13 protein-coding genes and 1 tRNA gene are annotated in these 13,491 nt (G+C 62.5%); 10 read left to right on the top strand and 4 right to left on the bottom strand.

From position 1 onward, the window contains the following. The first annotated feature begins 2 nt into the window (after window positions 1-2). The 4 genes from C8N43_RS11390 to C8N43_RS11375 are packed head-to-tail and all read left to right on the top strand — an operon-like array spanning window position 3 to window position 4,234. Window positions 3-824: an ABC transporter ATP-binding protein gene (locus tag C8N43_RS11390; protein WP_107845710.1), complete on the top strand. Its 822-nt coding sequence runs from the start codon at window positions 3-5 to the stop codon at window positions 822-824. A 24-nt stretch (window positions 825-848) separates the two neighbouring features. Further along, the gene (locus C8N43_RS11385) at window positions 849-2,060 is read left to right on the top strand and encodes a phenylacetate--CoA ligase family protein (protein WP_107845709.1); all 1,212 of its coding nucleotides are present in this window, start codon (window positions 849-851) and stop codon (window positions 2,058-2,060) included. Window positions 2,061-2,075: 15 nt separating this feature from the next. Beyond that, window positions 2,076-3,713 carry a peptidoglycan-binding domain-containing protein gene (locus tag C8N43_RS11380; protein WP_158269969.1) on the top strand — a complete coding sequence of 546 codons (1,638 nt, stop codon included), beginning with the start codon at window positions 2,076-2,078 and terminating at the stop codon, window positions 3,711-3,713. Window positions 3,714-3,721: 8 nt separating this feature from the next. After that, window positions 3,722-4,234, top strand: a complete 513-nt coding sequence (locus C8N43_RS11375) for a GNAT family N-acetyltransferase (RefSeq protein WP_211308583.1) — start codon at window positions 3,722-3,724, stop codon at window positions 4,232-4,234. A gap of 66 nt (window positions 4,235-4,300) precedes the next feature. On the opposite strand, the gene ykgO is transcribed toward C8N43_RS11375, so the two are convergent. Further along, window positions 4,301-4,426 (bottom strand): type B 50S ribosomal protein L36, encoded by a 126-nt coding sequence (gene ykgO, locus C8N43_RS11370; protein WP_009828855.1) that lies wholly within the window; start codon window positions 4,424-4,426, stop codon window positions 4,301-4,303. Between the two features lie 54 nt (window positions 4,427-4,480). After that, window positions 4,481-4,555: transfer RNA gene (locus tag C8N43_RS11365), tRNA-Val, on the bottom strand. A gap of 159 nt (window positions 4,556-4,714) precedes the next feature. Between C8N43_RS11365 and C8N43_RS11360 the strand changes: the two genes are divergently transcribed. Continuing rightward, window positions 4,715-5,575, top strand: coding sequence for an N-formylglutamate amidohydrolase (locus C8N43_RS11360; RefSeq protein ID WP_107845707.1), 861 nt, complete (start codon window positions 4,715-4,717; stop codon window positions 5,573-5,575). Window positions 5,576-5,679: 104 nt separating this feature from the next. Here the strand turns inward: C8N43_RS11360 and C8N43_RS11355 are convergent, their stop codons facing one another. Beyond that, window positions 5,680-6,936 carry a DNA polymerase IV gene (locus tag C8N43_RS11355; RefSeq protein ID WP_107845706.1) on the bottom strand — a complete coding sequence of 419 codons (1,257 nt, stop codon included), beginning with the start codon at window positions 6,934-6,936 and terminating at the stop codon, window positions 5,680-5,682. A gap of 43 nt (window positions 6,937-6,979) precedes the next feature. Next, window positions 6,980-7,636, bottom strand: a complete 657-nt coding sequence (locus tag C8N43_RS11350; RefSeq protein ID WP_107845705.1) for a GntR family transcriptional regulator — start codon at window positions 7,634-7,636, stop codon at window positions 6,980-6,982. Between the two features lie 134 nt (window positions 7,637-7,770). On the opposite strand from C8N43_RS11350, the gene dctP reads away from it, so the two are divergent. The 5 genes from dctP (at window position 7,771) to C8N43_RS11325 (ending at window position 13,457) form a co-directional block, all read left to right on the top strand. Beyond that, a complete protein-coding gene (dctP, locus tag C8N43_RS11345) occupies window positions 7,771-8,757 on the top strand; it encodes a TRAP transporter substrate-binding protein DctP (RefSeq protein ID WP_107845704.1) in 987 nt (328 codons plus the stop codon). A 65-nt stretch (window positions 8,758-8,822) separates the two neighbouring features. Next, window positions 8,823-9,371 carry a TRAP transporter small permease gene (locus C8N43_RS11340; protein WP_107845703.1) on the top strand — a complete coding sequence of 183 codons (549 nt, stop codon included), beginning with the start codon at window positions 8,823-8,825 and terminating at the stop codon, window positions 9,369-9,371. Further along, on the top strand, window positions 9,371-10,687 hold the full coding sequence (locus C8N43_RS11335; protein WP_107845702.1) for a TRAP transporter large permease: 1,317 nt from the start codon (window positions 9,371-9,373) through the stop codon (window positions 10,685-10,687). The genes C8N43_RS11340 and C8N43_RS11335 overlap by 1 nt, the downstream gene beginning before the upstream one ends. Then, window positions 10,684-11,943 (top strand): malonyl-CoA decarboxylase, encoded by a 1,260-nt coding sequence (locus tag C8N43_RS11330; RefSeq protein WP_107845701.1) that lies wholly within the window; start codon window positions 10,684-10,686, stop codon window positions 11,941-11,943. Before C8N43_RS11335 ends, C8N43_RS11330 begins: the two co-directional genes overlap by 4 nt. Further along, complete coding sequence (locus C8N43_RS11325; protein ID WP_107845700.1) at window positions 11,940-13,457, top strand: malonate--CoA ligase; 1,518 nt, start codon at window positions 11,940-11,942, stop codon at window positions 13,455-13,457. Before C8N43_RS11330 ends, C8N43_RS11325 begins: the two co-directional genes overlap by 4 nt. Window positions 13,458-13,491 lie beyond the last annotated feature (34 nt).

Genomic DNA, 13,491 nt, shown 5'->3' with positions numbered 1-13,491 from the left:
ACATGCTGGACGGCGCGAAAACCGACACCCTGCTTGAGGTGAACAATATCGAGGTGATCTATAACCATGTGATCCTCGTGCTGAAGGGCGTCTCGCTAAAGGTGGCGCAGGGCGGGGTCACCGCGCTTCTGGGCGGCAATGGCGCGGGCAAGACGACCACGCTGAAGGCGGTGTCGAACCTGCTGCATTCCGAGCGCGGTGAGGTCACCAAAGGCTCGATCATCTATCGCGGCGATCATGTTGCGGGGCTGGACCCGGCGGATATGGTCAAGCGCGGCGTGATTCAGGTGATGGAGGGGCGGCATTGCTTCGAGCACCTCACGGTCGAGGAGAACCTCATGACCGGGGCTTACACCCGCTCCGATGGGCGGGGGGCCGTGGCTGAGGATCTGGAGAAGGTCTACACCTACTTCCCGCGTCTCAAGGAACGGCGGCAGAGCCAGGCGGGCTATACATCGGGCGGCGAGCAGCAGATGTGCGCCATCGGCCGCGCGATGATGGCGCGACCCGAGACGATCCTGCTCGACGAGCCCTCGATGGGGCTGGCGCCGCAGCTGGTGGAAGAGATTTTCGGGATCGTGAAATCGCTCAATGAGCAGGAGGGCGTGTCCTTCCTGCTGGCCGAGCAGAACACGAACGTGGCGCTGCGCTTTGCCCATTATGGCTATATTCTGGAGTCCGGTCGCGTCGTGATGGACGGCCCCGCCGCCGAGCTGCGCGAGAACCCGGATGTGAAGGAATTCTACCTCGGCATGAGCGACGAGGGCCGCAAATCCTTCCGCGACGTGCGCAGCTACCGGCGGCGCAAACGGTGGCTGTCGTAGCCACATTTGAGTATTTCTAACCAAATGGAGACAGGGCGCTTGGGCTATTTTGACGACTTGGAGACACGATCTCAGGATGCCCGTGAGGCCGCGCACCTGGACGCGCTGAATGCGCAGCTCACGCGCGTGCGGTCCGGCAACGACAATTGTTTGCCGGATGGCGGTGCGCTTTCCACCCTGTCTGAACTGCGCTCGCTTCCGGTCTTGCGCAAGTCCGACCTCGTGACATGGCAGGCCGAGACGCCGCCCTTCGGCGGTATGGCCGTCAGCAACGCCGCCCATGTGTTTCAATCGCCCGGACCGATCTATGAGCCGGGTGGCGTGTCACATGACTGGTGGCGGTTCGGGCGGTTCCTGCATGCCTGCGGCATCGGCGCAGAGGACACGGTGCAGAACTGCTTTGGCTACCACCTGACGCCCGCGGGCATGATGTTCGAGAATGGCGCGCGAGCCGTGGGCGCGCGGGTGCTGCCTGCAGGGACCGGGCAGACGGAGCTGCAGGTGCGCGCGGCCAAGGACGTCGGCGCGACCGCCTACGCGGGCACGCCGGATTACCTGAACGTGATCCTCGAGAAGGCCGACGAGATGGGCGTGGCGCTTGGGTTTACAAAGGCGGCGGTGTCCGGCGGCGCGCTGTTCCCGTCTCTGCGACAGGCCTATGCGGATCGCGGCATCAGCTGCCTGCAATGCTATGCGACCGCCGATCTTGGCCATATCGCCTATGAGAGCGAGGCGATGGAGGGCATGATCCTCGACGAGGGCGTGATCGTCGAGATCGTCACGCCCGGGACGGGCGATCCGGTGCCGGAAGGGCAGGTGGGCGAGATCTTGGTGACCTCGCTCAACCCGGACTATCCGCTGATCCGCTTTGCCACGGGGGATATGTCGGCGATCATGCCCGGCCTGTCACCCTGCGGGCGAACCAACACGCGCATCAAGGGCTGGATGGGGCGCGCGGATCAGACGACCAAGATCAAGGGCATGTTCGTGCGGCCCGAACAAGTGGCCGATCTCGTTGCGCGCCACCCCGAAGTGACCCGCGCCCGCGTGATCGCAAGCCGCGAGGGTGAGATGGATGTGATGTCCGTCAAGGTGGAAAGCCCGGGTGGAGATGCGCAAGCCTACGCGGCCTCGGTCGCGGAGGTGCTGAAACTAAAGGGCGCGGTCGACGTTGTGCCCGTGGGATCCCTGCCCAATGACGGTTTGGTCATCGAGGATACCCGCAGCTACGACTAACAAAGGATGCCGAACATGCGACCCACTGCCTGCCTGACCGCCCTGCTTCTGAGCGTCGCCCCGGTGGGCGCTGCGGACGTCGCGTTCCTCGCCGCAACCGAAGACTACGCCAACGGCCGAGATTTACGCGCGGCGGATGAGATATTCGACGCGGTGGCTCCGCTTCAGGATGCGGGCTTCGAGGTGGTCGAGGCCGACGAGCTGGGCTTCCCGGATATGATTGATGCGCTGTCCGGCTTCGAGGCGCAGGCGGACGGTTCGGGTCGGATCGTGATCGCCTTGGCCGGGCATTTCGCGCGGAGCACGGGTGAGACATGGTATCTGACCGGGGATGCGGACGCTCCCAGCTTGGTGACGGTGGCGGATCAGGGGATTTCGCTTGGCACGATTTTGGAGATCGCGGGTCGCGCGCCCGGCGGCGCGGTGGTTTTGCTGGGAAGTGAAGGTGCAGAATTCGACTATGGCGCGGGGCTGGTGCAGGGCATCGGTGCGTTGGACATCCCGCAAGGTGTCACGGTGATCGAAGGCCCGACCGAGGCGCTCGCCGATTTTGCGAGGGACGAGCTGGCGCAGCCGGGGCGCTCGCTGGTCACCGCGCTAGAGGGTTGGCCGTCGCTGATCCTGCGCGGCTTTCAGGCACCGTTGGTGCCGTTTCTGCCTGCGGACGGACAGGCCGCGCCGGTTGTGGACCCGGATGCGTCAGAGAAGAGTTTATGGCGGGTGACGCAAACCATCGGCACGGTCGAGGGCTTCCGGAACTACCTTCAGCAACACCCGGACGGGCTTTTTGCAGATGAGGCACGGGCGCGCATTGCAGAGATCGAAAATGAGCCTGCGCGCCGGGCCGAGGCTGCTGAGGATGCGCTGTCACTGAACCGTGCGCGGCGGCGGGAAATCCAGCGAGCCTTGTCGCTTCTTGATTATGATCCGCGAGGGATTGATGGCATCTTCGGCCCGGGGTCGCGCGCGGCCATCGCGAAATGGCAAAGCGAGAATGCCGCCGAAGCGACGGGGTTTTTGACCGGACCGCAGCTGACCCTGTTGGCCACCCAAGCGGAGCGCCGAGCGGCAGAGCTGGAGGAACAGGCGCGGCTGCGCCAGCTCGAGATCGAGCGCGCTGATCGGGCGTATTGGCAGGCAACCGGCGAGCAGGGGGATGAAGCGGGCTTGCGCGCCTATCTCGAGCGCTACCCTGACGGGGTCTTTGCGGAAATCGCGCAGGCGCGGCTGAAGCCTTTTGAGGCTGCACGGCGTGAGGCTGCTGCGACGCAGGACCGCGCGACGTGGGATGCGGCAGTCTCCACCGGGACACTTGCGGCGTATCAAGGATACTTGCAGGGCAATCCCGCCGGGGCGTTTGCGGCTGAAGCGCAGGCCAAGATCAGCGATCTGGAGTTCCAGCAACGCAATGCTGCCGCCCTGCAGGCCGCCGCGCGAAACGAGGAGCGGCTGGGCCTGAACGTCGGAACGCGGCGTCTGATCGAGGATCGGCTGGCAAAACTCGACCTGAAACCAGGCGAGGTCGACGGCACATTTGACGAAGAAACACGCCGCGCCATCCGCAGGTATCAGGAAGCGCGCAACCTGACGAAAACCGGTTACCTCAATCAGGCGACACTTGTGCGCCTGCTTGCCGACTCTGTCTTGCGCTAGGGGGCGTCTTGTCCCGAGATATTTTCACGGATCGCTTGTTTCTGACGCCTTACGCGCCAGAGCACGCTGCGCAGCTAAATGTTATGAGCAGCGACCCGGAAGTGATGCGTTATTTGGGTGATGTCGAGACGATGGCGGAGACTGAAGCCTATATCGCCAAGGCGCAGATGCGTTGGCAAAAATATGGGTTTGGCTGGTGGTCGGTCTTCTTGCGAGACAGCGACACGTTGGTCGGTGCCGCCTGTCTGCAGCACCTTGCACACGAGGAAAGCGCACCGTTGGAAATTGGCTGGCGGTTGGTTCCGGCTTTTCACGGGAAAGGTTTTGCAACCGAGGCCGGGCGGGCGGCGATGGAATATGGCTTTCAGCAAGTTGGAGTCGATTATCTGGTCTCGGTCGCCCATCGGGACAATCTGGCATCGCAAAAAGTGATGGAGCGTTTGGGGATGACCTATCGTGGGCTTGAGACCCATTACGGTGAGTCCTGTGCGGTCTATGAGATTACGCGGCCTGGGCTTTGAGCAGACCTTTGAGAACGAAAAAGGCCGCCCCAAAAGGAGCGGCCCTAAAAACCTGTTGCGCGGGGTTTAGCCCTGGCGGGCTTTGAAACGCGGCTGGGTCTTGTTGATCACATAGACGCGGCCCTTACGGCGCACGATCCGGCAATCCCGGTGGCGCGACTTCAGGGAGCGAAGCGAGTTCTTGACCTTCATGTCTCTTCTCCTGTGGTCCAGCGCGGTGGGCGCCTTCATTGAATTCGTCTCAGATGGTGGGCACTACTGGGATCGAACCAGTGACCACTTCGATGTCAACGAAGTGCTCTACCGCTGAGCTAAGCGCCCATCTGAGCCATACTTTTCCGACTTTGCCACAGCGATATGGCCCCGCCGGAGCGGATTGGTCTGCGCTCTATAGAAGGAGTCGGAATGTGGTTCAAGGGCTTTTGAAGCGCGCGGGTTTCGCCCTATAGTCGTGGGAACCGAAGCCTTGAGACCCGCCTTTTGACCACCGACGCCTACACCCTGTCCCTGCCGGACGTCCAGACCACGCATATGGTCTTTGCCAGCCCCCATAGTGGCCGGGCTTACACGCGTGCGTTCCTGCGCCGCTCGATGCTTGATGAGCTGCAGATCCGATCCTCGGAGGATGCGTTCATGGACAGGCTGGTGGGCCCGGTTGCGGGTTTCGGCGCACCGTTCTTGGCGGCAACCATGCCGCGGGCCTTTCTGGATCTGAACCGGGCCAGCGACGAGTTGGACCCAGCCGTGGTCGAAGGCGTGAGGCGTCCGGCGCATAACCCGCGCATCGCGTCTGGCCTTGGGGTGATCCCACGGGTCGTGGCCAATGGGCGCGCGATCTATTCCGGCAAGATCGGCGCGGCGGAGGCCGAGCGGCGCATCAGCCAGTATTGGCACCCCTATCATGCGCGGCTGCGGCAGTTGATGGACGACACGACACGCGCGTTCGGGCAGGCGGTTCTGGTGGATTTCCACTCCATGCCCCACGAGGCCGTGCAATCGGTCAGCGCCCCGGGCCTGCCACGCCCGGAAGTCGTTTTGGGGGACCGGTTCGGCGCATCGGCTGCGGGCCATATCGTCGACCGGATCGAGACGATTTTTCTGGAGGCGGGTCTGAAGGTCAGCCGCAACGCGCCCTTTGCGGGGGCGTATATCGCGCAGACCTACGGGCGTCCTTCCCGGGGGCAACATGCGGTGCAGATCGAGATCGATCGCGCACTTTACATGAACGAGCAGTTCGTGCGGCCGAATGGCAATTTCGACAGTTTCCGGCAATTGATGGCGCGGGTTTTGCGCGAGATTGCGGAACTGGGCAGGCCGGCTTTGCCGCTGGCGGCGGAGTGATCCTAAGGCGCGCGGCGCGCCCGCGATGCTTTTGCGTTCTTTGAGAGACGCTGTCTCTCAGCCACGCGGGCAAACTCTCTGGAGTATTTCGACCAAAACGAAGCCTATCTAAGTGAGCGGCCTTTCAGAATCGCGTCAGGCCCGAATTTCTCGCGGATTTTGTCGGTTGCGCGTTCCGCATCCGCGCGCTTGCCTGCAGTCGGGTCGAGCAGGTCGGGTGTGCGGTCGGCCTCTGTTTCGGGCGTGAGGTGGGAGATGCCGACGCCGAGAAGGCGGTAGGGGCCTTGATCGACCTGATCCATCATCTCGCGTGCGGTGCGGTAGATCGTGTCGGCCATCTGGGTCGCGTCGCGTAGGGTCTGGCGGCGGGTGACGATCTGGAACTTTGCAGTTTTCAGCTTCAGCGTCACGACGCGGCCCGCGATCTGCTTTGCCTTGGCGCGGTCTGAGACCTTTTCGGCCATGCGCCAAAGATGGCCGTCGAGCAGGTCGGTGTCGGCGGTATCCTCGTGGAAGGTGGTCTCATTCGAGATGCCCTTGACCGGCTCATGGGCTGAAACGCGGCGATGGTCCTGCCCGCGGGCCAGATGGTAGAGCCGCTCGCCCATGGAGCCGAAGCGCGCGTGAAGGTCTTGCCGGTCCCAGCGTAGCAGGTCGGAGAAGGTTCGAATGCCCGCCTTTGCCAGGCTTTCGCGGCCCACGGCGCCGACGCCCCAGATCATCGAGACCGGCTTGTCGCGCAAGAACGCATCGGTTTCCACCTTGCCGATGACCGAAAAGCCCTTGGGCTTGTCGAGGTCAGATGCGACCTTGGCCAGAAACTTGTTGTGGCTGAGCCCGATCGAGCCTGTCAGGCCCAACTCCTGCTCCATGCGACCCACGAGACGGGCCAGCATAACGGCGGGCGGCGCGTGGTGCAGCCTTTCGGTGCCGGTAAGATCAAGGAACGCCTCGTCGAGAGATAGAGGCTCGATGGCGGGCGTGAGCTCTTCCATCATCGCGCGGATTTGGCGGGACACTTGCACATAGACATCCATCCGGCCGCGCACCACTTCGGCCTCGGGGCAGAGCTTGAGCGCCTGGAACATCGGCATCGCGGACCGCACGCCCTTGATCCTGGCGATATAGCAAGCGGTGGACACGACCCCGCGCCTGCCGCCGCCAATGATGACGGGCTTGTCGCGCAGGGCAGGATTGTCGCGCTTCTCGACCGAGGCGTAAAAGGCGTCACAGTCCATATGCGCGATGCTCAGATCGAACAGTTCCGGGTGGTTGAGAATGCGCGGCGAGCCGCAGTCGGGGCAGCGGCGCGGGGCAGGATCGGTCAGTTGAGAATAGCAGGCGCGGCAAAGGGCGGGCATGCGCGATATCTAGCCAGTGGCGCGGCTGCGCGCAATGGCCCGGCTATTCCGCAGCGGGGCGCAGGCTGGCCATCAGGTGGTGGAACTTCTCGCCCTGCACGGCGACATGGCCGCGGATCGTGTCGGCCGCCTTTGTGCCGTCCCCGGCTTCCAATGCGCGTACGATATCCTCATGCTCTGCCATGGATTGCGCGAGCCGCCCGCGCAGGCGCAGCTGGGTGCGACGAAAGGGCTGCAGGCGCTTTTGCAGGCGCAGGCATTCCTGCTCCAGAAAGCTGTTGCCGGACTGCTGATAAAGGATCGCGTGGAAGCTTTCGTTCTCGCGGTAATAGCCGTCGGCATCTTGGGCCTTCACGGCGGCCTGACAACGGGCATTGGTCTGTTTCAACCTTTGCAGTGCATCCTCGGTGATCCGTGTCGCCGCGAAGCGGGCGCTTACCGCTTCGAGCTCTGCCATGACTTCGAACATTTCCATCAGCTCGATCGGGCCGGGTTGCCGGACGAAGACCCCACGGCGTGGCAGATGTTCGGCCAGCCCCGACTGCGCGAGCCGGAGCAAGGCCTCGCGAACGGGGGTGCGGGAGGTGCCAAAGCGCTCTGACAGCTGCACTTCGTCCAGCCTGTCGCCATCGCCGAAAGTGCCGTCGAAGATCAGACCTTCAAGCTGATCGGCGATGATGTCTGACCGTTTACGTTCCATGGCTTTTCTTATCACAGGGCCATTTTGCACGCAACATGTGGCTTCTTGTATACAAAAACATTGACAAGATACACAACCGCGATAGCTTGCCGAGTAGCCCGTCCGTGAGCCGGGATCTTTCTGGGAGGAAATTCATGAAAACCAAATTCACTGCCACTGTCGCGGCCGCCGCGATGTTTGCCGGAACTCTGGCCGCAAGCGCAACAGAGCTGCGGCTTTCACATCAATGGTCCACCTCCGATGTGCGCCACCAGGTGGCCCAGATGGTCGCCGATGACGTGGCCGCTGCTGGAGTGGATCTTGAGATCAAGATTTTTCCGTCCAGGTCCCTTTTCAAACCGCGCGAGCAGTACAAGCCGCTGAGCCGCGGCCAGCTTGACATGACGGTTTTCCCGCTGAGCTACGCGGGCGGACAGCAACCGGCCTTCAACCTGACGCTGATGCCCGGTCTGGTGAAAAACCACGATCACGCCGCGCGGCTCAACGAGAGCGAGTTCATGGGCAAGATCGAAGAGCTCATGGCCGAGGATGACGTGATGGTCCTTGTGCACGGCTATCTGGCTGGCGGCTTTGTCGGCAAGGACGGCTGCATCACCGCGCCCGAGGATGTGCAGGGTCAGCAGATCCGTGCCGCAGGCAAGGCGTTCGAGCAGATGCTGGCGGGCGCGGGCGCGTCCATCGCATCCATGGCCTCGTCGGAGATCTACAACGCCATGCAGACAGGGGTGCTGACAGCGGCCAACACTTCTTCGTCTTCCTTCGTGAGCTACCGCATCTACGAGCAGGTGGCCTGCTACACGCCTGCCAGCGACTTCGCACTGTGGTTCATGTATCAGCCGATGCTGATGAACAAATCGACCTTCGACGGGCTGACGCCGGAGCAGCAAACCGCGCTGATGGACGCGGCGGCGAAGGCGGAGGCGTTCTATCTCGAAGAGGCCAAGAAGCAGGATGCGAATTCTGCCAAGGTCTTCGCCGACAATGGCGTCGAGATCGCGCAAATGACCCAGGAAGAGTTCGACGCGTGGCGTGCACTTGCGCAGGAGACGTCCTACAAGGCGTTCATTGAAGAGACGCCCAACGGGCAAGAGCTTCTCGACGCGGCGCTCGCGGTCGAGTGACAAACGGGCCGGGGCGGCACCACTGCGCCCCGGCCAAATCCATTCAGGTAGACGAGGAGGCCGCCATGGCTGGCCAAAGCTCCGCCACCGTTGCGCGCGTGGGCGACAATGTTTTCCTGCGCGTGGTCGCAGCGATTTCGACCGTCGCGGGGTGGTGCTCTGCGGCGATGATCGTGATCGCCGTGGGTATCACGTGCCAGATGATCTTCATCCGCTTCGTGCTGAACGGCTCGACCGTGTGGCAGACGGAGATGGTCATTTACCTCGTCGTCGCGGCCACCTTGATCGGTCTGCCCTATGTCCAGCGGCTGCGCGGCCACGTCAATGTTGACCTGATCCCTCTTGCGCTTGGGCGGCGCGCGCGGTTCGGGCTGGCCTGCATCACGCTGTCGCTTTCGATCCTGATCGTCGCGGTGATGGTCTTCTACGGCTACGAATACTGGCATTTCGCGTGGCAGCGCGGCTGGCGCTCCGACACCGTCTGGGGTGTGCGTCTTTGGATTCCGTACCTCTCGATCCCCGTGGGCTTCGGACTTCTTCTTTTGCAGCTGGTTGCGGATTTCGTGGCCGTCCTGACGGGCGTCGATAAGCCCTTCGGTTTGGAGGAGAGCTGATGGACCCGCTTGTTCTTGGCGCGATTGTCGCCTTCGCGACGATCTTCGTTCTGTTCTCCGGGGTGTCGGTGGCGCTAGGACTGCTAATCGTCTCCGCGGGCTTCCTGATCATTTTCGACGGGATGCGCTCGCTAGAGCTGATGCCCGAGATCCTGTTCGGCAAGCTCGACAACTTCGCCCTTTTGTCGATCCCGATGTTCATCATCATGGGGGCCGCGATCGCGTCTACCCGAGCGGGCGCGGACTTGTATGAGGCGCTGGAGCGCTGGTTGACCCGGGTGCCGGGGGGCTTGGTGGTCTCGAACCTTGGGGCCTGTGCGCTGTTCTCGGCCATGTCCGGCTCGTCGCCCGCGACCTGCGCGGCCATCGGCAAGATGGGCATTCCGGAGATGCGCAAGCGCGGCTACCCGGATGCGGTCGCGGCGGGCTCGATCGCGGCGGGCGGCACGCTGGGCATTTTGATCCCTCCATCGGTGACGATGATCGTCTACGGCATCGCCACGGAAACCTCGATCGGGCGGCTTTTCCTTGCAGGCGTCTTCCCCGGGTTGCTGCTTGTCAGTTTGTTCATGGCGTGGTCGCTCTATTCCACGTGGCGGTCCGGCGATGCGGCTGTGCTCAGCTCTGGCAGCTACACATGGCGGGAGAAGTTCGAGATCCTGCCACGCGTGCTGCCCTTCGTGGCGATCATCCTCGGTGTGCTCTATGCCATGTATGGCGGCATCGCGACCCCGTCCGAGACCGCTGCCGTCGGCGCCTTGCTATGCCTCGTGATTGCGATGGTGATCTACAAGCTGTGGCACCCGAAAGACCTTTGGGTCGTCCTGCGCGACAGCACTAAAGAGAGCGTGATGATCCTGTTCATCATCGCCGCTGCGGGCGTGTTCAGCTACATGCTGTCGTCGCTGTTCATCACCCAGGCCATCGCCGAATGGATCGGCACATTGGATGTAAACCGCTGGGTTCTGATGGGGGCTGTGAACATCTTCCTGCTGATCGCGGGCTTCTTCCTGCCGCCCGTGGCTGTGATCCTGATGGCCGCACCCATCCTGTTGCCGATCATCACCACGGCGGGGTTTGACCCGATCTGGTTCGCGGTGGTTCTGACCATCAACATGGAGATCGGGCTGATCTCCCCCCCGGTTGGTCTGAACCTCTATGTGATCAACGGCATCGCGCCGGATATCTCGCTGAAGACGATCCTGCGCGGCTCGCTTCCATTCGTGGCCTGCATGGTGATTGCCATCATTTTGCTGTGCATTTTCCCGGGCATCGCCACGTGGCTGCCGGATGCGGTGATGGGATCAACGATTTGACGATGCTTGCCGATCTTCTGTCGACGGTCTTCGAGCGTCGGATGCGGGTGGCGCGGACACCGGAGGACGATGCGCGCAGCACGCAGGAGCTTGCGGATGCGCTGGTCGGCGCGGATGGCGAGATTTCCGGGCAGCGGCTGGGACGGCTGATCCTTGAGCGGTTCGCTGGTATGAGCGATGATGAGAAACGGGAATTCTTCGGCCACCTTGCCCACGCGATGAATTTTGATCCCGAGGCGGTTCGCTCCGCGCTGGAAGACTACGAGTCCAACCCGGGTCGCGCGACCTACGCGCGGTTTGCCCGCGCGGCAGAGCCCAAACGGCAAGAGCTGATGCGTCGTCTGAACCGCGTGCCCCACGCGACTGGCGCGCTGGTGGACATGCGGGCAGACCTGCTTCGACTGGGCGAAGACGATCCGGCGCTGGGGGCGCTCGATCTCGATATCCAGCATCTGTTTTCGTCGTGGTTCAATCGCGGCTTCTTGGTTTTGCGCCCGATCAGCTGGGAAAGCCCCGCGCATATCCTCGAGAAAATCATTGCCTATGAGGCCGTGCATGCGATCCAGAGCTGGGATGATCTGCGTCGCAGGCTTGAGCCGACCGACCGGCGCTGTTTTGCGTTCTTTCACCCGGCGATGCCCGATGAGCCGCTGATCTTCGTCGAGGTGGCTTTGACCCAAGGTGTGCCCGGTTCGATCCAGACGCTGCTGTCGGAGGACCGAGAGGGGATCGTGGCGCAAGAGGCTGATACAGCCGTGTTCTACTCGATCTCCAATTGCCAGGCGGGGCTTGCGAAAATCTCGTTCGGCAATTCCCTGATCAAACAAGTCGCGGCGGATTTGTCGTTGGAACTGCCGGGGCTGAAGACATTCGTGACGCTGTCACCGATCCCGGGACTGACCGCTTGGACGGCGGAGCGGGGGCTTGCGATCGACGACGACCCGGTCCGGGTACAGGCCTTGGCTGCGTATTATCTGCTTGAGGTCAAGCGTCCCAACGGCAAGCCTCGTGACCCGGTGGCCCACTTCCACCTTGGCAATGGCGCTATCCTTCACCGGGTCCACGCGGGTGCCGATCTGTCAGAAAAGGGGATAGCGCAGTCGGCAGGTGCGATGGTGAATTATCTTTATGATCTTGCCGCGGTATCGCAAAACCACGAAGGGTTCGCGACGACGGGCGCGATTGCGGCGTCGCCCGAGGTGCAGGCTGCAAGCACGGCCGCCAAAAAACACTTTCTTGAGGATGCGGGTCCATGACCAATCCCCTTTACGATCAGCTTTTCGGCATTCATGCGGGCAAGGAGAGCACTTTCCTGCATTTGGTGGACGGCACGTCCCTGACCCATGCGGCGTTTCTTCAAACCGCGTCCCAAATAGCCCATGCTCTGGTCGATCGCGGGTTGAAGCCCGGTGACAGGCTTGCCGCGCAGATCGAAAAGTCACCAGAGGCGCTGGCGCTTTACGCCGCTTGCGTCCAAGCGGGCGTCATTTTCCTGCCGCTCAATACGGCCTACACCACCGAAGAGCTTCGCTATTTCATCGACAATTCCGGAGCGCGTCTGGTTGTGTGCGATGCGCGCGTTCGCGAGGCCTTGTCCCCTGTGACAGAGGCGCTTGGCGCAGGGCTTGATACGTTGAACGCCGACGGATCGGGCAGCCTGATGGAGGCCGCGTCGCAGCAGCCCGACACATTCGAGACCGTCGCTCGGCAAGCCGATGATCTGGCCGCGTTTCTATATACCTCCGGTACCACCGGGCGCTCGAAAGGCGCGATGCTGACGCAGGAGAACCTGCTGTCGAACGCGCGCACTCTGGTTGAGTATTGGCGCTTTACAGAAGAGGATGTGCTGTTGCACGCCCTGCCGATCTTTCACACCCACGGGCTGTTCGTGGCGACAAATATCTCGCTGCTAAGCGGTGCGGCGATGATCTTCCTGCCGAAATTCGACCTTGATGCGATGATCGCGGAGATGCCACGCGCGACCACGATGATGGGCGTGCCCACCTTCTACACACGTCTTCTGAGCGACACGAAGTTCGACGGGGAATTGACCGCGCATATGCGTCTGTTCATCTCTGGCAGCGCGCCACTGCTGGCGGAAACGCACAAACAATTCGAAGCGCGCACCGGTCACCGCATTCTGGAACGCTACGGGATGACGGAGACGAACATGAACACCTCCAACCCCTATGATGGCGAGCGACGGGCCGGGACGGTGGGCTTCCCCTTGCCCGGCGTCGAGCTGAAGATCACCGATCCGGCGAGTGGCGAGACGATGCCAGATGGTGAAATCGGGCAGATCGAGGTGCGCGGCCCAAATGTGTTCAAGGGCTACTGGCAGATGCCCGACAAAACGGCGGCGGAGCTTCGGGCCGACGGCTTTTTCATCACGGGCGATCTGGGTCGCGTGGACGAGGATGGCTACGTGCACATCGTAGGGCGGAACAAGGATCTGATCATCTCCGGCGGCTACAATATCTATCCCAAGGAGATCGAGCTGGTGCTGGATGAGCAACCGGGCGTTCTGGAGAGCGCCGTGATCGGTGTGCCCCATGCCGATTTCGGTGAGACCGTGCTGGCTGTGGTTGTGCCGGAGCCGGGTGTCGAGCTGGACTGCGACGCAACACTCAAGGCTGCGACGACGGAACTGGCGCGGTTCAAGCATCCGCGTAAACTTCTGCCGGTCGATAATCTTCCGCGCAATACGATGGGTAAGGTGCAAAAGAACCTGCTGCGCGAGCGGTTCGGAGATATCTTCTCAACCGCTTAGCGGAGTGCTCCGCGCAGGATTCGACCCGCGCGGA

The organism is Litoreibacter ponti, from assembly GCF_003054285.1.
Taxonomy (GTDB): Bacteria; Pseudomonadota; Alphaproteobacteria; order Rhodobacterales; family Rhodobacteraceae; genus Litoreibacter; species Litoreibacter ponti.
This window is presented reverse-complemented; position numbering and strand designations above follow the sequence as displayed.

Coding starts and splice junctions, on each gene's coding strand:
- C8N43_RS11390 (WP_107845710.1), top strand. CDS start 3: ATGCTGGACGGCGCGAAAACCGACACCCTGCTTGAGGTGAACAATATC.
- C8N43_RS11385 (WP_107845709.1), top strand. CDS start 849: ATGGAGACAGGGCGCTTGGGCTATTTTGACGACTTGGAGACACGATCT.
- C8N43_RS11380 (WP_158269969.1), top strand. CDS start 2,076: ATGCGACCCACTGCCTGCCTGACCGCCCTGCTTCTGAGCGTCGCCCCG.
- ykgO (WP_009828855.1), bottom strand. CDS start 4,426: ATGAAGGTCAAGAACTCGCTTCGCTCCCTGAAGTCGCGCCACCGGGAT.
- C8N43_RS11355 (WP_107845706.1), bottom strand. CDS start 6,936: ATGCCCGCCCTTTGCCGCGCCTGCTATTCTCAACTGACCGATCCTGCC.
- C8N43_RS11350 (WP_107845705.1), bottom strand. CDS start 7,636: ATGGAACGTAAACGGTCAGACATCATCGCCGATCAGCTTGAAGGTCTG.
- dctP (WP_107845704.1), top strand. CDS start 7,771: ATGAAAACCAAATTCACTGCCACTGTCGCGGCCGCCGCGATGTTTGCC.
- C8N43_RS11340 (WP_107845703.1), top strand. CDS start 8,823: ATGGCTGGCCAAAGCTCCGCCACCGTTGCGCGCGTGGGCGACAATGTT.
- C8N43_RS11335 (WP_107845702.1), top strand. CDS start 9,371: ATGGACCCGCTTGTTCTTGGCGCGATTGTCGCCTTCGCGACGATCTTC.
- C8N43_RS11325 (WP_107845700.1), top strand. CDS start 11,940: ATGACCAATCCCCTTTACGATCAGCTTTTCGGCATTCATGCGGGCAAG.